The sequence below is a fragment of the Pararhizobium sp. LjRoot255 genome (genome assembly GCF_964252905.1).
Lineage (GTDB): Bacteria > Pseudomonadota > Alphaproteobacteria > Rhizobiales > Rhizobiaceae > Pararhizobium.
Map to the genome: position 1 here is coordinate 529,919 of NZ_CAXUPQ020000002.1, position 19,200 is coordinate 549,118.

Genomic DNA, 19,200 nt, shown 5'->3' on the forward strand with positions numbered 1-19,200 from the left:
CATTGGTCATCTCGCCGATCCTTCACCGGTATCCGGTTCGGTGGCCGCCACGCCGGCCGGGCTCAAGGCGCCGCAACGCCAGACGCTGTAGACCGGCTGGGTATCCCAGTCATAGTAGAAGACCGCTTTCAGCGTTCGCTCCGCCATCTCTTGACCGAAGACGCGGCGCATGGCGCGGATCGCCCCTTCTCGCTCCCGGTCGTCGATCGGGCAAGAAAGCGCGGTGTTGGCAATGCCCCATTCGGTCACCCAGCACGGCTTGCCCTCCCCTTCAGGTTGGCAAAAGTCGAGAAGCGCCGTCACATACCGCGTAAGCGCCGCGTCACCTTTGCGCCCCGGATAGACATGAATGCCATAGCCATCGATCAGCGCGTCGATCCCCCGTTCCCGCAGGAGTGAGACGAACGCACCGGGATCGAGCCGTTCCATCCCACGGTAGTCGGCCTCTTCTGCGCCGACATCGGAAAGTCCGGCGGAAATCAGAAGCGCGCCGCGGCTATGCACCGTCGCCTGCAATTCCTCTCGGGTGATCCGGACAGCGCCGACATATGCGTCGAGCCCGCGCTCGAAGGCCGAGCGATTTGCGACTTCCGAAACGCTACGCGGTGTCTGCCGCCCAGGTTTTTCGTAGACGACGAGGTCGCCATTGTAGGCGCTGTAGTTTATTTCGTTTCCGGGCTCGACGGCGTCGATGCGGATGCCCATGCCATCAATGCGGCGAAGCACCGAGCGCAGCTGCGCGCGGTAAAGATCGAGGTCGAGATCCGAAAGCCGCCGAACATCCCAGATGCGGCCGAAACCGGTGCGAGGGCGCACCCCCGCCGGATAGTAGTCCTTGTTGCCGAGCTGGATCTCGATAAGGATTTTCAGCCCCAGCCGATCCGCCATTTCGAGCGCTTCGATGCTCTTCTCCACCGGTCTCGACAGCGAAAGCCGGACATGGGTGATGCCGCTTGCCGCAATTTCCTTCAGCACGCGCTTCTGATCGGCGCGGGAAAGCCAGGCGAGGTTTACTCTGTTAATGCCGATACGATCGGCGAACGCATCGTCTGCGTCCGCCGGCGCCGCCGGGGCAAAGACCCAGAGCGCTGCCAGCGCGCAAGCGAGGCGCGCGCGCGTTCGCGCCACCGCTTTCATCCTCTCAAAGTCCAATCTGCCCCAGAGCATTTCGGAAATTCGCCTCGCAAGCCGAATAGCGGTCGATCACGGCTTGCGTGTCTATCTTGGCGAGGAAATTCGACAGATATGCGCGCTTGTCCGCCTCCCGGTTCCAGGTCGCCGCCTCGATATAGGGGAAGCCGATGAACTCCAGCATTTCCCGCATGCGGTCGTCGACCGCGATCATGAGGGCGGGTGTGCCGGCCTGCATACCGATGATGCAGCCGTGGAAACGGCGACCGAAGCAGAGATCGCGCGAGGACATTGCGCCCCGCCACTGGTTCGTGTCGAAATAGACCAGCAGTTCGGATTTCCGCTGCCATTTTTCCGAATGCTTGTATTCGGTCGCGCCAGTGATGCGCCCACTCGCCCGGTCATAGACAATGTCATTGTCGTCGCCGGTCAGCGAGAGGTTGTAGGCAACCACCTCGTCCTGGACCACATAGCTTGCGACGCTGTCGGGCTTAAGCAAGGCATGCGCGTCAACGATCGTATCGGCTACACTGCCGAGATAGCCGCCGAAGGCGATCTTCTGGGCTTCTGCCAGTCCCGGATTGGCAAGCGCGGCAAGTGACCGCTTCATCTCGTTCGGAGCGAAATAGAGCGATGGGCAGCCGGTCGGTTTGACGAACTTCATGCCCTGCTCCCTGAGAAACTCGGCAGTGAAATAACCGCGGGTAAGGAAGAAGCTCTCCTTTTTCTTCAAGACCTCAAGGAACTGGAGCGTGCCGGCCGGCAGCAGTTCCTTGAGACCCTCCTTGCGCTGGATACCGATGCCCATCACCACGACCGGCATCTTCAGCTTGGCGAAGACTTCGGCTTCCAGGTCCGCGGAGTAGCCGGGCCGCAAGAGGTTGGCGGAGGCGAAAACGCAAATATCGAACTCGCGGTTGACGCGCTCGTAGAGGTCTTCCGATCCCCGGTTGTTGGCGAGGTGCCAGAACGGGAGGTAGGTGACGTCATGACCGCGCAGGCTTTCGGCCGCGCCCTCGCCTATCAGGTAGTTGCCGGTATTGGCGATCCGCCTGACCTGGGAAATCAGGTCCTTCTTGGTGCTGGCCTCGTCAAAATAGGGCCGGTGGACGACAGTCGTGCCCGAAACCTGCGCAATCGTTCTCTGCAGATAAGACGGAATTCCCGTTAGCAAAATACGCATAACTATCCTCTGAACCGATAAATGGTGGCCTTCGGGCCATTAATTCGCGATGCCGATTTCACGAAGCGTCGTTCGGAAGGCGCGCTCGCGGTCGGAATACCGGTCGACAAGCTCGCTCGTGTTGAGCTTTGCCAGATGATCGGCCACGAACTCGGCGCGGTTCTCCGCCTTGTCGATCTCGGTGATGTCGACGGCGGGCAGGCCGGTGAAGCCGAGCATCTCGCGCATGCGATCGTCCACCGCCACCATCAGGCTCGGCACCGCCGCCTGCATGGCGATGATAGAGCCGTGGAAACGACGGCCGAAATTGAAGTCCATCGACGAGGCCCAGGAGCGCCACTGGTTGGTGTCGTAGAAAGTGCGAACCTCAAACCGCTGCTTCTCGCGCTCCGTGCCGGGATAGGCCAGATCGCCGATCATCAGGCCCGACGCGGAATCATAGACGCGCCCCTCGTCGTTAGGCTCCACCTTCATGTCGAAGTGGAGGAACTCGTCCTGCACCACGTATTGCGGCGCGGTGTCCTGTGGGGCCAGCGCATTGGCGTCGAGGATCGCATCCTGATTGCCGCCGAGGTAGCCTGAAAAGATTGTCCGCGCCTTGCCAATTTCTACGCTCGACAGTTTCTTCATGGAGCGGCGCATGTTCTCCGGCATGAAATAGACGGAAGGGCATCCGGTCGGTCGCACGAAGGAGAAGCCCTGGTCTTTCAGGAAGCCGGCCGACTCGTGGCCGCGCGTCAGGAAATAGTGCTCGCGCTCCTTCAAGATGGCGAGAAGCCGCTTCGTTCCCTCCGGAAGATTGTTCTCCAGGTCCTTGCGGTTTTGCAGGCCGATGCCCAGCATGACGATCGGCATGTTGAGCCGGCTGAGCACTTCCGCCTCGGCGTCCGCGGACAGCCCCTTGCGCAGGAGGTTCGCGCAGGTGAAGACGCAGATGTCGAAGTTGGCGTTGAACTCATCGAACCCGCTGCCGCTTTTGCTCAAATTGTAGAGATGCCAGAAGGGAACCTGCTTCGCATGCGGCGCGAGCGCGCGCAGAGCGCCTTCGCCGATGAGGTAGTTGCCGGTGTTGCTGATGTTGCGCAGCTCCTGCAGAAACTCCTCTTTCGCTTCCGGCTGCTTCTGCCGCTCCGCATAGGAGACGGACGAGCCCTGGGCGCCATTGGCAAGGCGCGTGTAGTGACCAGGAATACCCGTCACGAGAATTCGTGGATGCATTCGACTAGACCTTTCTGTTCAGGGAAGCGGCCCGGCAATCAGCCGATCGCCGCGACCACGGGATTTGCCGCCGACTGCTCGCGAAAGACCGCGGCGCGGGACAGTGATGAGTTTTTCACGGAGCGATCGCTCCACGCGATGAAATCCGAGAAGGAGGAAGCCCATGACCGGCGCGCGGCGGTCCTGATGCAGCCCTCCATGAGCGGAGCGAGCCTCTCACGATTGTGCGCCACCTCTTGAATGATCCGCGCCATCTCCCTCACGACCTGAGGATCGGAAGCCGCGTCGATGAGGATGCCGTCCTCGCCGTCGGAAATGAGCTCGTCCACAGCGCCGACCGCGGTCGCGATGGGCACGCAGCCGAGCTGCTGCGCCTCGGCGATCATCAGTGGCGCGCCCTCCCAGCGTGAGGGCATGACGAGAACATCCGCCCAGCCCAGCGCCTTGATCAGGTCCTTGCTGGCGAAAACGGGCGGGCGCACGTCGACGCCCAGGTCCTTCAATCGTTCGCTCCAGGACACGCTGGAATCGGCGAGGATTTCGCCGCCGATAGCCCGGGCGTCGAAGGGGACGTTGGAGGCCCGCAGTTCCGCGAGCGTCGCTGCCAGTCGATCGATGCCCTTCTGCTGATCGAGACGCCCCATGTAGAGAAGCCGCAACCGGTCGTCCTTGCGCTCGATTCGCCTGACCGCCAGAACCTCCGCCAGGACCTTTGGCGGCACCGAAAAGCTCGCGCCATTGGCAACGGCGAAGACTTTCTCGTGGGGGACACCGTAGCTGTGCAGATAGATCTTGAGCTGTTCGGAGCAAGTCAGGAAGGCATCGTAGCAATGCTCGTGGGCAATCGCTGCGAAGGGCTGACCGGCGGGCCTCTTGAAGGCCGTGTTGTCGACGACGTGAAGATAGCAGGCGGTGCGCGTGCCTTCGGAGCGAAGTCGCGCGATAAGGGGATGGACGGCCATCACATGGTTGTTGATGATCAGGTCGAAGCCGGAAAGCTGTCCCTTGAGCGCCTCCCAGTCGACCGCATGCTCCTCGGCGATAAAGTCCTGCCCCAGGAAGGAACCCGACCCTCCCCAGGCCGGAATTCCCGCGTCCCAGAAGTGAATGTGGTCGAAGCTGGAATCGAATTCATCGATCACGTCCATCCGGGACGTGCCGAGCACGAAGAGATGGGTTTCGTAACCCGCCGCCTTCAATTCCCGGGCGGCCGCGTAGACGACTTTCTCGGCCCCGCCGAACGAGGCGTTCGGCACGAGTAGCGCCACGGTCCGCTTGCCTTCGCTGTGCCCGAGCGGCAGGACCGGTGATCCCCCGACTTCCTTGCGCAGCGCCTTGTGCAGATCGCCATAAGGCACGAGCCGCGCCGGACGCCAGGTCCACCGCTTGCCCGCCGTCTCCCGCAGGGGACTCGCGGCAATCGCGTTGACGCAATTGATCATCACCTGCTGAGGCGTGATGACAGAGCGGCGCGGGAGGCTTCTTGGAAAAGGAAAACGTACTTTCAGAACCGTCGATGTCGGCCATACCTGCTGGCTGCCGATGGAAGCGAACCAGTCCACCGCGTTGTTCTGGACCACGTCCTGGACGAGCCGGGACGAAAGGAAAATCAGATCGGCGGGGCCGATTTTTTGTCCACCCGCCCCTTGACCGACCGGTTCGATCTTGCGCTGGGCGGCATCGTTGGCGAGTTGGACAAAGACGACGTTGCTGGTCTCGCTCAGGCGCTCAAGTTGGGCAAGCACGTTCGGCAGCATGCGCGAACGCCGGAGCAAGTCGAGCGCCGCGCCACTTCCAGCGACCATGAACGGCGGGAAATGTTCATTGTCGGGTTCGCCGATGTTTGCCCAGAACGCCGGTATGATGTCGTCGAGGCGAAGCATCGTCGGTGGCTTGAAGGGATCGGTGAAGAAAGAGATCGCGGTGTCTTCCGTTCGCCCAAACAGGTAGCGCGGGCACTCCTCATGCTCGAAATCCACCAGCATCGGGCGCTGGAACAACGGCATGTGGCGCTTGCGCAGGAAGCTTACCGACGTGGCGCGGTCCCGGTTCGCCTCCTTGAAGCGGCTCTCTGCCCTCAGCCGGTATTCGAAGACGGTGTCGTGGCAGGGCGTGCCGACGAAACCATGCTCGATGCAGGACAGCCAGAACTCCCAATCCTCGAAGCCGTTCTGCCTGTCGTCGTTGAAGCGGACGCCTTCCTGAAAAACATCGACCGAGATCATCGATCCCGTGTCGCAGATATTATCGGTGACGCAGTGGACCAGCCGCGAATAGCGGTTGCCGTAGTGGGCGCGCCAGCTTACCGAAAATGTGTCGATATTGGTGTAGACCCACCCACAACCACTGGAGAGGAGCTGCCGGTAAAGCGTCTCGATGGTGCCGGGAAGGACGCGATTGTCGGCATCGAGGAAATAGACGGCCTTCGCCTCGGGAAAGCGCTCGAGGACGTATTCGATGGCGCGATTGCGTGCGCCGCCCGGCCCGGCGTTCTGGCCGAACACGACATGGACGGAAGGATGGGCCGCGGCGTAGAGCAACAGTTGATCGAACGTTTCGTGCCGTGGATCGCCGTCGACCGAGATGACAATGACGACCCGGCAGCTACTGAGATTCGAGGCAAGTAGGGACTCTATCGCCTCCAGGGCGAGTGCCGCGTGACCGTAGAGGGGCATGGCCACGGCGATCAGGTCCATGAATTTCCGGTTACCGGACATCGGCGGCCTCCGTCGATTGCTTGACCAGCCTGAAGCCGGACACCTTGAGCCAGGAGAAATCGACCGAATCCGTGACCGCGCGACTGAGGATCATCAGATCCATCGGGCCGCGTACCGGCTCGTCCAGCTGGATGTTGATGTTGACGACCTGCTTGGAGGTGACTTCGCGCCACCCGCTGAAGAATGCCGACGGCTTGACCACGCCCTTTCGCGCAAGCTCGGCCACTTCGGAACGCGCATTTGAATTCGCCGGGGCGAGCAGGAAGCTGACCGCCGCGGGCTGGCCTTCCGGATGATCGATAACGGCGCTTGCCGAGAAGGATATCGTTCCGGGCTCGACAGCGCCACAGACCGCGCCCGCCGATATACCGCTCGGCAACGGGTGGCAGACGATCGCATGCTCATGCTCAAGGAAGCGCACCGTCTGGAATTCCGGGACGATGGGCGTGACCGAAACGTCCGCGATCTGGCTCAACGTGTCGACCGCCAGGCGATAATCGACGACGTACTGGCCCTCGAGCAGGCTGCTCGGCGCAATCATGTTGGGTGCCCTGGCGGGCTTCACCCCGGGCAGTCCCGTGAACACTTTGAACGCCAGCGGGCGAAGGTCGAGATCCGGATGCGGAATTTCCGACCGCGCCGAATAGCGCTCGCCGGCGATCGGATAGCCGAGCGAAAGGCCGACGGTCTCGGGTCCGGTCGCGGATATCCGCAGCCGAAGCGTCCGTGCCGCGCCTCCGCAGGCCCGGGGCAATGAGAAGAAGTTCCAACTCGGGACGAGTTGCGTATAGGGCACGGTCCACTCAGCCACGCCTTCCCCGCTTTCAAGATACCGCAACCCAACGACGAGCTCTCCACTGGATTTCGGTACGGAATGGAGGTGAAGCGCGAGCCCCGCCACGCCGAGGCTGGACACCGGCAGCAATTGATCGACAAAGGCGTTGGCGAGCAGTTGACCGGTCCCCTCGTCCTTTGGGTCGGCATAGGGATCGTGGGAGAATATCTCGGAAACCGGCTCCCAGTTTCGCGCCTGGAACGCGTCTTCGAGAGCCCGGTAATTTTCCAGCAGCGTCTCGCGTTCCCGCCGCAGAATTGACAGCTCCGACGTGATCGAGGCGCTGTATCGGGCGAGCCGGCCGACGCCGCCCTCGGCCAGCGTTCGCAGAAGCGCAAGACTGTCCGGCTTGCTGGCGGGATCAAGCCGCTGGAGGGGAACTACGGGCACTGTACCCAGCGACCCAAGCAGCGCCAGGCGCTCTTGCAGATCCGCCTCGCCCTCGTCGGAAAAGGCGACGGCGATCAACGGAAAGGCGTTCTGCAAGGTCGCCTGAGGGCGTCCGGCCGTTTCGAGGTATGTGACCAGATGCTCTATATCGCTTCCCTCGAAGCACGACCGGTCCCGGTCCGATGCCGCCACCAGTTTTTTTGCCGCCAGTCGCTGCCCTATGCCGGAAGACATCAAATCTTGCACGAACCGCCTCTGAAGAATTATTTTGGAACAAAAATCAAAAACGCTGGATAATCAGTTGCTTATTCAAATCATCCGGACGCCACCAACGAGAACGTAGCAACTAATTTTGCAACGCACAATGATGAAATTCAAAATAATACAGGCAAAATAGTTCACATATACTTTGAAAATCAAAGTAATACCTCATAATTGCACTAAACCCTGACGGAGAAGAGATTTCCCGCTCAATTTTTCAAGAAGATCCTGTTGGCGTTCGAGGCAGTCCGTCAGTCGGAAACGACGCTCGACCGTCCGGCGCGCCGCGGCCCGCATCCCGAGGTGGCGTTCCGGATTCTTCAGGGCGCCAACAATGACCTCGGCGAGTGCGTCCGCGTCAAAGAATGGCACCAACAGGCCGTTCCGGCCGGCGCGTATAACCTCCCGGACAGGCGCGGTATCTGATCCAATGACCAGAGCGCCGCACGCCATTGCCTCCAACACCGACCAAGACAAAACGAACGGATAGGTCAAGTAGAGGTGCGCCGCCGAGATCTGGAAAAGCTGCCGCAAAACTGAATGCGGCACCACGCCGGGAAAGAGGATATTTTCCCGCGGTATGTCCAGCGATTCCAGGAGATGGTGCTTCCACGACCCGCCGCCGGGCGGCGGCACACCATAGCTGGTGCCATCTCCGCCGACGAAAACGAACAGCGCATCGGGACGCTGTCGCACAACCTTCGCGGCAGCCTCCAAAGCCTGTGGAAATCCGCGATACGGCTCAAGGTCGCGCGCGACAAAGGTGACAATGGGAGAACCCCCAGCCCTGAGCACACGTCCGTCCGAAAGTCTGACCGAAGTTGTCGGGTCGGGTCGAAACCGCGCCGTATCGACGCCCTCGTGACACACGGAAATGCGCCCCTGGGCATCGGCAGGGTACAGACTTCTTTGCCAATGGGTGGGGCTGATGCCGGCCTCAATGGCCTCAAGGGACAAAAGCTGCGCGATGTTACGCAGCCGCAGCCTCTTTCGCGTCTCCAGATCGGGCCGATCGTCGGGGGAGAACCCGATGTCCGCCCCTTCCGATCGGTAGAAGAACTCGCAATATCCCAATGCGGGCACCCGCGGCAGCACGTCCTTCAAGAACATCATGCTGCCCCAGCCGATATGGCCAACGACAATGTCGGGCACCAGCCCCTGCCGCGCCATGGCGTCGAGCGTTTCGGCGACGCGATGGCCGATTCGCGCGTGGTGATCGGGAGTACCCATGTGCCGGGCCATGTGTGGATTCGCGCGCGGACCTGATTCCGCGCGATGTCGAACAACGCGAACGGATGGGATCTTTTGATCTATGGTTTCGGTGATGAGGCTTACATCATTGCCCGCCTGCGCGAGATGGGCGGCCAAGGCAGCGAACTGGCCGAAGCCCCGCCGATGAACAAACGCCACGTGCATCGCCTAGTCCGCCATTGTCAGGCCCACGGCACCACTCACCACTTAGACGCCGTACCGTGAATTGGTGCCCCAGGCCAGTTCGAGCTGGTGCAACGTCTGGAAGGCCGTCTCAAGCATCCGCCGGTCCTGGTCGCCACGATTCACCGCGCGCTCATAGGTCATGGCCGCGTCGCGGAGATTTGCCCTCAGTTGCCGCCCCTTCTCTGTCAACTTGATCCGTGCGGACCGCTTGTCGCGCTGGGAGGCAACGCGATCAATGTAGTCGCCGTCTGCAAGCTGCTTCAGATAGTAGGAAACGTTGGAACCAACATAATGCCCACGATCCAGAAGCTCGGCGACCGAGAGCTCCGAGTCGCCGATTGCCAGTAGAATCATCGCCTGAGCCGGCCCCACGTCATCGACACGAAGCTTGGTCAGCTCCGCCCGAATCAGCCCTGAAAACCGTCGACTTGCCCGTTCCATGAGGCGAGCAAGCTCGAAATATGTAACTTGCCGGAGGTCACTAAACTCTGCATCCCGAGAGTGCCCGGGGTCCGTTTGTGCTGCCTGCCCGTTATTTCGAACTCCTAGATCATCATTAAGTCCGGACAGACTGAGCACACTATTTTCTTTCATTTCACACTCCGATTCGGAAAAGTTACTTCAAAAATTGAAGTACTTTTCAAATATGCTCATCACCCCTGATTAACCCGCGCTTGCACAAGCCCTCCCTTCTGTGCCAGATTGGCCGAAGCATTACTACACTTCGGCACAGTTATAACCAATTCTGCCCTCCAGAAGTTGGCTCTAACGTTAACTCAAGGCAAATCACCATGCGTGATACTGTTCAAAATGGGACAAGAAGCAAGAGTCAAATTTGGGGAGGCAAAGATCAAAACAACCCGGGATTGTTGATGTCGCAAGCAAAGCGTGTCTTCTTGTCCGGGTTGCTGTATGCGGCGGCGCTTAGCGTGTGTCTAAATTTGCTACAACTCACGATGCCTCTGTTTATGCTGCAAGTTCATGACAGAGTGCTCAACAGCCAGAGCATGGACACGCTCGTCATGCTCACCATTTTGGCGATCGGCGCCCTTGTGGTGCTCGGTGTTCTGGAATTCATCCGCGCCCTGTCTTTCCAAGTCATCGGGGGCGCGCTCGTGCGCCGTTTAAACATGCCAGTCCTGGCCGCCGCCGTTCAGGCCTCGGTCGACCAGGGCCTGTCGCGCGCGACCCAGTCGCTTCGCGACATCGCAGAATTGCGAAGCTTCCTGACCTCGTCAGCGGTGACCGCGCCCCTCGACGCGGCCTGGTCCCCGATTTTCCTCGGCGCCCTTTTCGTTTTGCATCCGCTTTTCGGCCTCATTGGGGCTGTCTCCGCGGCGCTGCTCCTTTGCGGCGGCCTGGTCACGGACATGTTGACACGCCAACTCACCAAGGAAGCAAACCAGACAAATATCGAGGCCGTGTCCAAGATTGGCGCATCGCTGCGACATGCCGAGGCTATCGAGGCGATGGGTATGCTGCCGGCCCTGGCGAATCGTTGGCGCGCCCTGCAAATGCAAGCCCTCAGCGCCTTTGAAGCGAGTGGGACCAGGAGCAAGGCGATGTCGTCCATCACCCGCAGCCTGCGCTATTCCATCCAGATCGTCACCTTGGCAGCCGGAGCGTTTCTAGTGCTGGAGCAGGCAATCACGCCCGGCGCGATGATGGCATCGAGCATTCTTGTGGGGCGCCTCCTGATCCCCTTCGATTCGATCATCGACAATTGGCGGCAGTGGGTTCTGGCGATCGCGGGCTGGCGTCGCCTTGAGGCCACCCTCACGGCGGACCTTGCGATCCGCCAAACAATGCCTACGCCGCATTCGTCGGGCGACATCGTGGTCGACAAGCTGGTCTATGCAGCGCCGGGGCTGGATGTGCCGATCATCAAGGGCATTTCTTTCTCCCTCTCTCCTGGCGAGGTTCTGGGCGTGGTCGGTCCCTCCGCGGCAGGCAAATCGACCCTCGCGCGCCTGCTGGTCGGAATCTTGCGACCCACGTCCGGCGGCGTCTTCCTCGACGGCAACAACACCTATCTCTGGGAGCGCAGCTCGTTCGGCCAAGTGGTCGGATATCTGCCGCAATCCGTATCGCTTTTGGAAGGCACGATTCGAGAAAACATTGGGCGGATGGCCGAAAGCGATCCATACAAAGTGCTGGAGGCTGCGCGACTGGCCGACATCCACGACATGATCGGACGCCTACAACTCGGCTACGACACGCCCGTCGGCGACGGACACCTGACCCTTTCCGGAGGGCAGCGGCAGCGCATAGCGTTGGCGCGCTGCCTCTACAACAGACCTCGTCTCATCGTGCTCGACGAGCCGAACGCAAACCTGGATGCGATTGGCGAGCAGGCCCTCATCCGCGCGATCCAGCACGCGCGCGGCGACGGCGCCATCGTCATCATAATCGCTCACAGGCCAGCCATCATGCAAGTCGCCGACAAGCTGCTCGTGCTCGAAAACGGCCGCGTCACACAGTTCGGGCCGCGAACGGACGTGATTCCGGCCACAATGCCGGGCGAAGCACGCCGCGAGGTGGCCGCAATATGACGGAGAAGAAGCCTCTTGCGGTCCGCCCCGACCTTTCCGAGCGTCGCCTGCCATTGCATCAGCCGGTGTCGCTGAATATCAGCCCCTCGGACTTGGAATTCGAACAACTTGATACCCGCTCGCCTCTCCGCCGTCTTGTCATCGCGGGGATCGCCACGATCCTGGTGTCCTTCGGTGGATTTTTTGCCTGGGCGTTTTCGACCGAACTCAGCAGCGCGACGATCGCCAACGGCACGGTCATCGTCGATTCGAAGAGAAAGACCATCAGCCATTTTGAAGGCGGTGTGATGAGCCGACTGCTCGTTCAGGAGGGCGACAAGGTTTCTGCCGGGCAGCCCCTGATCGAGTTGGAGGATACGCGAGCCCGTTCCAGCCTGCGGTCGGTCCAAATCCGGCGCATTGGCCTAATCGCGAAACTGGCGCGACTGAAGGCCGAGCAAACCGACGCGCCCCGGATCAGCTTTCCACACGATTTCAGCCACGCCCGGGATGCCGCGATCGACGACGCCGTCATGGCGGAGACGATGTTTTTCGAAAAGCGGCGCGAGACCCTGGGGGGGCACACAGAGGTCCAGAAAAAAACCATCGAGGAGCACCTTGAACAAGCGAAGTCACTCGGCATCCAGATCCAGGCGACGGACCAGCAAATCGACCTCATTAACGAGCGGCGGACGGCGATAGCAACGTTGGTGAAAAAGGGTGTCTTCCCGCGCACGCAACTCATCGACATCGAGTCCCGGCTGAGCGAGGTTGCGCGGGAACGGAGCGAGCTCGTCGGCGACAAGGCCCGGGCAGAGAAAGCCGGAGCGGGCGCGCAGCTTGCACTGACGGGAATCGAAAGCGAGTTTCAGTCGACGATCGCCGGCGAAATCACGACGGCACGCATCGAACTCGCGGATGTCGAGGAGCAGATCACCGCCTCGAAGGATGTGCTTCGGCGCCTTGAGATCCGCTCTCCGCAGGACGGTATCATCAGCAACATCTGGCTGCGCACCCCTGGCAGCGCGGTCACGCCCGGCCAGGCGCTGCTCGAGATCGTTCCGGAAAATGAGCCCCTACTGATCGAGATGCGCGTCAATCCTCGTGACATCGACAGCATGGTCGTGGGCTCCCACACGCAAATCCGGTTGACGGCCTATAATCAGCGTTCCCGCCTGCCAATGGAAGGCGCCATCACATATGTCGCTGCAGACCAGTCGCTAGATGAAAAGTCAAACACCGCATTCTTCGTCGCGCGCGCCAAAATCGACGCGGCATCGCTCAAGGCAAACCCCGATGTCCGCCTCTATCCCGGCATGCCCGCGGAGGTGCTGATTATCCACAAGTCACGCCTTGCGATCGACTACCTTACCTCTCCCGCCGTCGAGAGTTTCAATCGCGCCTTCAGGGAAGACTAGCGCGCGGAAACGGAATGCAGAGGTTTATCATGTAAATTGCTTCAAGTTTTGAAGTTATTTCCGAGTAAAATAGATTAATTTTACTTCATAACAACTGCGATTGGCGAAATAATGTACCATTATGACTCAGATTAAGAAATTTATTTCTCATTACTAGACGATTATCTCTTTTAGATACTTGCGCCGCTCTTTTTTGCAATGCACAATCCGGGTGCGCAATCGTCGCACCCAGCGCCGAAAACGCGTGCATATAAACCTGAAGAGGAGAGGCAGATGGCTACATTGGAAGGCGGCGCATACGACGACGCCCTGTTCGGCTCCCGCTTCAGCGATTTCATTCGCGCCCATGGGGGCGATGATTTCGTGAGCGGCGGCAACGGGCACGACGTCGTGTTCGGTGATGACGGTGACGACCTGCTGTTCGGCGGAAAGGGAAACGACACCCTGTTCGGCGGCGAGGGCAGCGACTTGCTGAACGGTGAAAACGGCGACGACACCCTCGTCGGCGGCTGGGGTGATGACCTTCTCTACGGCGACAAGGGCAGCGACATCTTGTTCGGTGGACACGGAAGCGACCTTTTGTCCGGCGGCAAGGGCAACGACATACTGCATGGCGGCGATGGCCACGACATCATTGACGGCGGGGCTGGAAACGACATCCTGGCTGGCGGTGCCGGCCACGACATCTTCGTCTTCGACGGCGGCGGCGGCAATGACGTCATTCTCGACTTTACCGCGGGCGAGGATCTGCTGCAGATCTCGAAGGGCATCAATGGCCTCGACGTGTCTTCGCCCGAAGACCTGGCCTCGCGCGTCACCCAGGTCGGCGGCAATGTCGTCGTGGATCTCGGTCATGGCGATACACTCACATTGGTAAATGTCGATGCCGACGACATCCAGGCCAATCCCGATAACTACTTCACCGTTCACTGAGCCTGAGCTCGGCGCGCCCTGCCTCCTCCCGTGGGGCGCGCTATTCTGATTCAAAGGGATAGCGTGTGACATTCGACGATTCGATAGACGCCGCTGGCGTTTTCAGGAGCGCAAAGATCTTTCGGCTCGGCACCGAGCTTGCCGTCCTCATCTGGGACCTTCCCCCTGCCCTTCCCGCCAATACGAGGTGTCTGTTGTCCATGGAGCAGTCGCCGGTACCGCTCGTCAGCATGATGCTGCCGCTTGGCAACGGGCGACAACGCATGTTCTGGGCGATGAGACCAGAAAAGCGACCCGTGAATGTGGATATTTGCACGGAGCACGGCAGCACCATCGAAACCGTCATGATGCAGCCGGCACGCGCGCTTGCACCCCTCGATGTTGAGGCTCTTTTCGCGGATCTCGCGCCGGATGCCCGCATCAAGTTCGTCAACAACCTGCTGACTGTGTGGCGAAGCGCCTTTCGCATCGCCGGCGACCATCTTTTCAGCAGGGTGGTTGAAGACGCCGTTTACGCGCTCGTACCCGAACCGCAGGCCGCCAGCATCGTGTGTCAGGTTGCGCAAGGCCGCCATCTGATTGAGACGGCCGTCAATCCGGATCTGGGCGAGATCACAGCGATCTATGCGATCGGTGCCACTTCGATCACACGCGTGGCCGACAGGCTCGTCCTCGGGCGCAATGCGAAAAACGGCCTACAATCGTGCCATTTCATCGCAGGCGCACCCTCCCCTCCGTTTCTCATCGTTCTCCTGAGCAAGAATGGCCTCGCCATTCGCCAACTGCCTGACGCCAAGCCGCGCCATGCCAGCCTTCAGGGTTGGTGGAGCAAAAACCGCGAGGCGGTGGAACTGCGCGAAATGATCATCCGTCAACTCGCCCTGTTGCCGGAGGGCGGCGCCGCCACTGCGATCGATCTTCAAACGCGCGCGCCGCTGGCGGCGAGCCGGATTGCCAAGTCGTCTATGCACCCGTCCGGTGAAGTCGATCTCGCGCTGGCGCTCGACGGCGGCCTTCTGGCCGGCGGCTGGTTTCATGCACCATCATCGGCCTTCGCCGGCATCGACTATGTCAAGGAAGACGGCACCGCCGTACCGCTCGACGGAAACAACTACAAATTCCCGGCATGGGCGCAAGAGAAGGACGAAAAGAGCAAGACCGATGTGACGGGTTTCGTTGCCTGGATTCCACTCGCGGAATCCCCCGGACCGCTACTGCAACCGCGATTTCAGATGCGTCTCGCTTCAGGAGCGGTCAGGCCGCTGATACCGAAGCCACAGCCTTTCGAACCCGCAATCCAGCGAAACCACCTCCTGCGCGCCGTGCCGCCGCAGCATGCAGTCGACGATGCTTTCCGCACGATTCTCGCTCCCGCTCTGCAGGACATTGAACGACGATTGGGCAAGACCATCGAGGTCGACTACACAAAGGACTACAGCCTGCCCAAAAACGCGCCGCTCGTTTCCATCGTCGTGCCCCTCTACAAGGTTCTCGATTTCCTGCGTTTTCAATTATCGGGGATGGCCACGGACCCTTGGCTGGCAGCCAACGCGGAGGTCATCTACGTCCTCGATTCACCGGAAATCCAGGATGAGACGGAGCATCTGCTGGGCGGACTGCATCTTCTGCACGGGCTGCCGATGAAACTGGTGGTTATGAACCGCAACGGCGGTTACGCGCGTGCCTGCAATGCCGGCGCGCGTTTCGCACGCGGCTCCATCCTGGCGATGGTCAATTCGGATGTCGTGCCTTGCAAGCCCGGCTGGCTTCAAATCCTTTCGCGGGCGCTGCTGGAAGACAAGGCACTGGGCGCCATCGGCCCGAAACTGATCTTCGAAGACGGATCGCTGCAGCATGCCGGGCTTTATTTCGGCCGCGACCAGCGCGGGATCTGGCTGAACCACCATTTCCACAAGGGCATGCCTGGCGACTACCGGCCGGCGCAGCAGACCCGCGACGTACCCGGCGTCACAGGCGCCTGCCTCGTGGCCCGCAGGGAGACGTACGAGCGCGTTGGCGGTTACACCGACGACTACGTGATCGGTGACTACGAAGACAGCGACCTCTGCCTCAAGATCCGCCGCCTCGGGTTGCAGATAGCCTATGAGCCGGCGGCGTGCCTCTATCATTTCGAACGCCGTTCGATCCGCCGCAGCCAGGACTACATGCGCGGCGTTGCCAGCCAGTACAATTCATGGCTGCACACGCAGCGCTGGGATGACGACATCAGCGAGCTGATGGCGAACCAACGCGATAAAGACCCACATCGCCCCGCCGCCATGGGTGAGAGAATCCGGGAAAGGAGCGCAGCATGACGAAAGTGGCACTCCTGCAGCCGCCCGCGCCGGCCCGGCTGATCGATGAAGACCGTATTCGCTGGCTCATCGAATCCGTTCGGGCAAATCGTTTCCTGCCGCAACCGGATACCACCAACGTTTTCGTGGGAGATGGTGATTTTCGCGCGATCGGAGCCGAGTTTCTCGGTTACTTTATTCGCATCGGTGGCCTGCGCGAAGACAGCCGTGTGCTCGATATTGGCTGTGGTATCGGCCGGATGGCTGTGCCGCTCACCCAGTATCTCGATCCGCAAACGAGTCGCTACGATGGCATCGATCCCGTCGAAGACGGTATTGGCTGGTGCCAGCGTACAATCACGCCTGCCTACGCTAATTTCTCCTTCCAGCGACTGGACATCGCACACGAGCTCTATAATCCGGGCGGCAAGATCAGCGGTAAGGCCTTGGCGCTACCCTTTCCGGACCATCATTTCGACTTCGTGATCATGACGTCCGTGATCACGCATCTGCCGCCCGCGGAAGTCCTCGTCTACCTCTCCGAAGTCCGCAGGGTTCTGTCACCCGGCGGGCGCCTGTTCATGACAGCGTTCGTGGTCGACCAGATCGCGGCGGCAAACGAACACGGGCGGCGCGATCCGCGTCTTGCTTTCCAACGCTATCGCGAAAGCCCATGCTGGTTCGTCCCTAACCAGCCGCGCCTTGCCGCAATCGGCTTCGAGGACGGTTTTCTGGACAAGGCGCTCGAACGCGCCGGCCTCTCCGTCGCCCTAAAATCGCTGGGCCATTGGCGCGGCACCAAAGCGAGCCACCATCAGGACTTCATCGTGTCGAAACGGCGGGGAAGCGGCCGATGAGCAAGCGCATTCTGGTGGCCGCCCACAACCATCCGTCTCTTCATCCCGGCGGGACGGAGATCTTCGCGCACGACCTGTTTCGCGCCTACCAGCGCGAGGGGCACGAAGCCCTGTTTCTCGGTGCCACGAACCAGATCCATCGCGAAGCGAGGCCCGGCACGAGTTTTCAGAGCATCGGCCAGGCGGGAGACGAAATCCTGTTGTGGTCCGGACATTTCGACCGCTTCTTCATGAGCCAGATCGACCTCTACGGCATCGTGCCGGATATAACGGAGCTGCTGCGCGATTTCCGGCCGGACGTGGTTCACCTCCACCACCTGCTGCTGCTTGGCGCCGAGTTTCCTCACATTGTCCGCCGCACCCTGCCCCACTGCCAGATAGTGATGACGCTGCATGACTACTACCCCATTTGCCATCATGACGGCCTGATGGTGCGCACCGGCAGCAAGGAGCTGTGTCACCAGTCCAGCCCGGACCGCTGCCACGGCTGTTTCAAGGACATTCCGCTCGACCGCTTTACCTTGCGCGAAAGCCACCTGAAGGCCCTGCTGAGCACAGTCGACCACTTCGTCTCGCCCAGCGCCTTTTTAAGGGAGCGCTTCGTGCGATGGGGACTGGATGCGGATAAGATCAGCGTCATTCCCAATGGTATCCCCAGGCGAGATGCCGGCGTTCGAAGAGAGCTGCTCGAGGGCGGAAGGCCGGTCTTCGGATATTTCGGAAATCTCAACCCCTGGAAGGGGGTAACCGTGTTGCTCGACGCCGCGCGCCAGCTTCTGGCCGATGGCCTCGATTTCGAGCTTCGCGTCCATGGCGGCGCGCCCTTCCAGAGCCAGGCCTTCGTCGACGAGATCGATCGGCGCTTTGCCGAAACATCGGCCTCGGTGCAGTCCCGAGGCCCCTATCGCCGCGAAGATATCGGCGATCTGGTGGCCGCGGTCGATTGCACCATCGTTCCCTCGGTCTGGTGGGAGAATGCACCGTTGGTCATTCAGGAAGCCCAGGCTCAGGGTCGCCCGGTCATCGCCAGCAACATTGGCGGAATGGCTGAAATGGTCGAGCACGGCGTCAACGGCCTGACCGTTCCGCCCAACGATGCCCGAGCGCTCGCCACGGCGATGCGCAGCATACTGGAAGAGCCGAGCCTGCTGCGCCGGTTCGCCGCCAACGCGCGCAAGCCCGACGACATCGATACAACCGCCCGCCGCTACCTCAAGCGGATCGAGACGACGCAGGTTCAGGCATAGGAGAACGCATGGCCAATCCCGCCGAACGACCGGATGCCGCATCCGAACAGGACAATGCCAAGCCGATGAACGGTCGGGTGGATGCCATCGACATGGGTAGGATCTTCGGCTGGGCATTCGACCCGATGGCGCCGGATCAACGGCTGATCATCCGTGTCCTGCTCGATGGCAAGGTGATTGCAGAGGCCGTTGCCGATCGCAATCGCCCGGACCTGCGGCGCAACGGCATTGGCGACGGCAAACATGCATTTGAAATCGCGCTGCCCGATCCCGTTCAGTCGCGGGCGAACGATATCGTCGTCGTGGCGCGAAATGGAAGTGGTTCCGAGCAAGCTTTGCGCGTTCCACAGCCAAACGAGCAGGCGGCCGAGGCTCTTATCGCCGCGCCGCTTGCGAAGGTGCTCGACAAGCTCGACGTATTGATGGCGTCCCAACGGCAGTTGCAAGTCTCCCAGCGCTCGTTGCAGCGCACACCGGACATTGACGCCGACAAGGCAGAAACCACCGGCCTCAGCGAGGTCGGCCACGCCGTCGAAAGCCTCAGGGTGGATATCGGCCAGAGGCTGAATGATCTCGACGTCCATCTCATGCGGCTGGATGGGGTTGTGGCGGGAATGGAAAAAAACCTGAACACTTTGCGCAAACGTGGGAACGGCGAATTGAAGCCGCTGCTGCTGTTGCTGTTTGTTCTCGTGGGATTTGCCGCGGGCGCCAGCCTTGCGCTGATTGCCAGGATCTGATGCGGAGA

The 19,200-nt window shown here is 60.8% G+C and carries 14 protein-coding genes; 7 read left to right on the top strand and 7 right to left on the bottom strand.

Annotated elements, in window-relative coordinates; all coding sequences use genetic code 11:
- Positions 1 to 6: 6 nt before the first annotated feature.
- From ACSQ2W_RS21600 to ACSQ2W_RS21630, 7 genes are all read right to left on the bottom strand, one after another.
- On the bottom strand, positions 7 to 1,137 hold the full coding sequence (locus tag ACSQ2W_RS21600) for a glycoside hydrolase (RefSeq protein WP_436088245.1): 1,131 nt from the start codon (positions 1,135 to 1,137) through the stop codon (positions 7 to 9).
- Positions 1,138 to 1,141: 4 nt separating this feature from the next.
- Entirely contained in the window at positions 1,142 to 2,314 is a 1,173-nt protein-coding gene (locus ACSQ2W_RS21605) for a polysaccharide pyruvyl transferase family protein (protein WP_436088246.1), read from the bottom strand.
- A gap of 39 nt (positions 2,315 to 2,353) precedes the next feature.
- On the bottom strand, positions 2,354 to 3,532 hold the full coding sequence (locus tag ACSQ2W_RS21610) for a polysaccharide pyruvyl transferase family protein (protein WP_436088247.1): 1,179 nt from the start codon (positions 3,530 to 3,532) through the stop codon (positions 2,354 to 2,356).
- 38 nt (positions 3,533 to 3,570) lie between these two features.
- Positions 3,571 to 6,249: a glycosyltransferase gene (locus ACSQ2W_RS21615; protein ID WP_436088248.1), complete on the bottom strand. Its 2,679-nt coding sequence runs from the start codon at positions 6,247 to 6,249 to the stop codon at positions 3,571 to 3,573.
- Positions 6,239 to 7,708 carry a DUF6212 domain-containing protein gene (locus ACSQ2W_RS21620; protein WP_436088966.1) on the bottom strand — a complete coding sequence of 490 codons (1,470 nt, stop codon included), beginning with the start codon at positions 7,706 to 7,708 and terminating at the stop codon, positions 6,239 to 6,241. The genes ACSQ2W_RS21615 and ACSQ2W_RS21620 overlap by 11 nt, the downstream gene beginning before the upstream one ends.
- A gap of 195 nt (positions 7,709 to 7,903) precedes the next feature.
- Positions 7,904 to 9,151, bottom strand: coding sequence for a glycosyltransferase family 4 protein (locus tag ACSQ2W_RS21625; protein ID WP_436088249.1), 1,248 nt, complete (start codon positions 9,149 to 9,151; stop codon positions 7,904 to 7,906).
- A 42-nt stretch (positions 9,152 to 9,193) separates the two neighbouring features.
- On the bottom strand, positions 9,194 to 9,766 hold the full coding sequence (locus tag ACSQ2W_RS21630; protein WP_436088250.1) for a MarR family transcriptional regulator: 573 nt from the start codon (positions 9,764 to 9,766) through the stop codon (positions 9,194 to 9,196).
- Between the two features lie 197 nt (positions 9,767 to 9,963).
- Between ACSQ2W_RS21630 and ACSQ2W_RS21635 the strand changes: the two genes are divergently transcribed.
- The 7 genes from ACSQ2W_RS21635 to ACSQ2W_RS21665 all read left to right on the top strand — a co-directional run bounded on the left by ACSQ2W_RS21635 (position 9,964) and on the right by ACSQ2W_RS21665 (position 19,192).
- Complete coding sequence (locus ACSQ2W_RS21635; RefSeq protein WP_436088251.1) at positions 9,964 to 11,724, top strand: type I secretion system permease/ATPase; 1,761 nt, start codon at positions 9,964 to 9,966, stop codon at positions 11,722 to 11,724.
- Positions 11,721 to 13,121, top strand: coding sequence for an HlyD family type I secretion periplasmic adaptor subunit (locus tag ACSQ2W_RS21640; protein ID WP_436088252.1), 1,401 nt, complete (start codon positions 11,721 to 11,723; stop codon positions 13,119 to 13,121). Before ACSQ2W_RS21635 ends, ACSQ2W_RS21640 begins: the two co-directional genes overlap by 4 nt.
- A gap of 273 nt (positions 13,122 to 13,394) precedes the next feature.
- Positions 13,395 to 14,054 carry a calcium-binding protein gene (locus tag ACSQ2W_RS21645; RefSeq protein WP_436088253.1) on the top strand — a complete coding sequence of 220 codons (660 nt, stop codon included), beginning with the start codon at positions 13,395 to 13,397 and terminating at the stop codon, positions 14,052 to 14,054.
- Between the two features lie 65 nt (positions 14,055 to 14,119).
- On the top strand, positions 14,120 to 16,369 hold the full coding sequence (locus ACSQ2W_RS21650; protein WP_436088254.1) for a glycosyltransferase family 2 protein: 2,250 nt from the start codon (positions 14,120 to 14,122) through the stop codon (positions 16,367 to 16,369).
- Complete coding sequence (locus ACSQ2W_RS21655) at positions 16,366 to 17,205, top strand: class I SAM-dependent methyltransferase (protein ID WP_436088255.1); 840 nt, start codon at positions 16,366 to 16,368, stop codon at positions 17,203 to 17,205. Before ACSQ2W_RS21650 ends, ACSQ2W_RS21655 begins: the two co-directional genes overlap by 4 nt.
- Entirely contained in the window at positions 17,202 to 18,452 is a 1,251-nt protein-coding gene (locus ACSQ2W_RS21660) for a glycosyltransferase family 4 protein (protein ID WP_436088256.1), read from the top strand. The genes ACSQ2W_RS21655 and ACSQ2W_RS21660 overlap by 4 nt, the downstream gene beginning before the upstream one ends.
- A gap of 8 nt (positions 18,453 to 18,460) precedes the next feature.
- A complete protein-coding gene (locus tag ACSQ2W_RS21665; protein ID WP_436088257.1) occupies positions 18,461 to 19,192 on the top strand; it encodes a hypothetical protein in 732 nt (243 codons plus the stop codon).
- Positions 19,193 to 19,200 lie beyond the last annotated feature (8 nt).

Bases quoted from the DNA above. Each gene is read 5' to 3' on its own strand.
- ACSQ2W_RS21645 (WP_436088253.1), top strand. From the start codon at position 13,395: ATGGCTACATTGGAAGGCGGCGCATACGACGACGCCCTGTTCGGCTCC.
- ACSQ2W_RS21625 (WP_436088249.1), bottom strand. From the start codon at position 9,151: ATGCACGTGGCGTTTGTTCATCGGCGGGGCTTCGGCCAGTTCGCTGCC.
- ACSQ2W_RS21665 (WP_436088257.1), top strand. From the start codon at position 18,461: ATGGCCAATCCCGCCGAACGACCGGATGCCGCATCCGAACAGGACAAT.
- ACSQ2W_RS21640 (WP_436088252.1), top strand. From the start codon at position 11,721: ATGACGGAGAAGAAGCCTCTTGCGGTCCGCCCCGACCTTTCCGAGCGT.
- ACSQ2W_RS21605 (WP_436088246.1), bottom strand. From the start codon at position 2,314: ATGCGTATTTTGCTAACGGGAATTCCGTCTTATCTGCAGAGAACGATT.
- ACSQ2W_RS21655 (WP_436088255.1), top strand. From the start codon at position 16,366: ATGACGAAAGTGGCACTCCTGCAGCCGCCCGCGCCGGCCCGGCTGATC.
- ACSQ2W_RS21630 (WP_436088250.1), bottom strand. From the start codon at position 9,766: ATGAAAGAAAATAGTGTGCTCAGTCTGTCCGGACTTAATGATGATCTA.
- ACSQ2W_RS21600 (WP_436088245.1), bottom strand. From the start codon at position 1,137: ATGAAAGCGGTGGCGCGAACGCGCGCGCGCCTCGCTTGCGCGCTGGCA.
- ACSQ2W_RS21660 (WP_436088256.1), top strand. From the start codon at position 17,202: ATGAGCAAGCGCATTCTGGTGGCCGCCCACAACCATCCGTCTCTTCAT.
- ACSQ2W_RS21610 (WP_436088247.1), bottom strand. From the start codon at position 3,532: ATGCATCCACGAATTCTCGTGACGGGTATTCCTGGTCACTACACGCGC.
- ACSQ2W_RS21615 (WP_436088248.1), bottom strand. From the start codon at position 6,249: ATGTCCGGTAACCGGAAATTCATGGACCTGATCGCCGTGGCCATGCCC.
- ACSQ2W_RS21635 (WP_436088251.1), top strand. From the start codon at position 9,964: ATGCGTGATACTGTTCAAAATGGGACAAGAAGCAAGAGTCAAATTTGG.
- ACSQ2W_RS21620 (WP_436088966.1), bottom strand. From the start codon at position 7,708: ATGTCTTCCGGCATAGGGCAGCGACTGGCGGCAAAAAAACTGGTGGCG.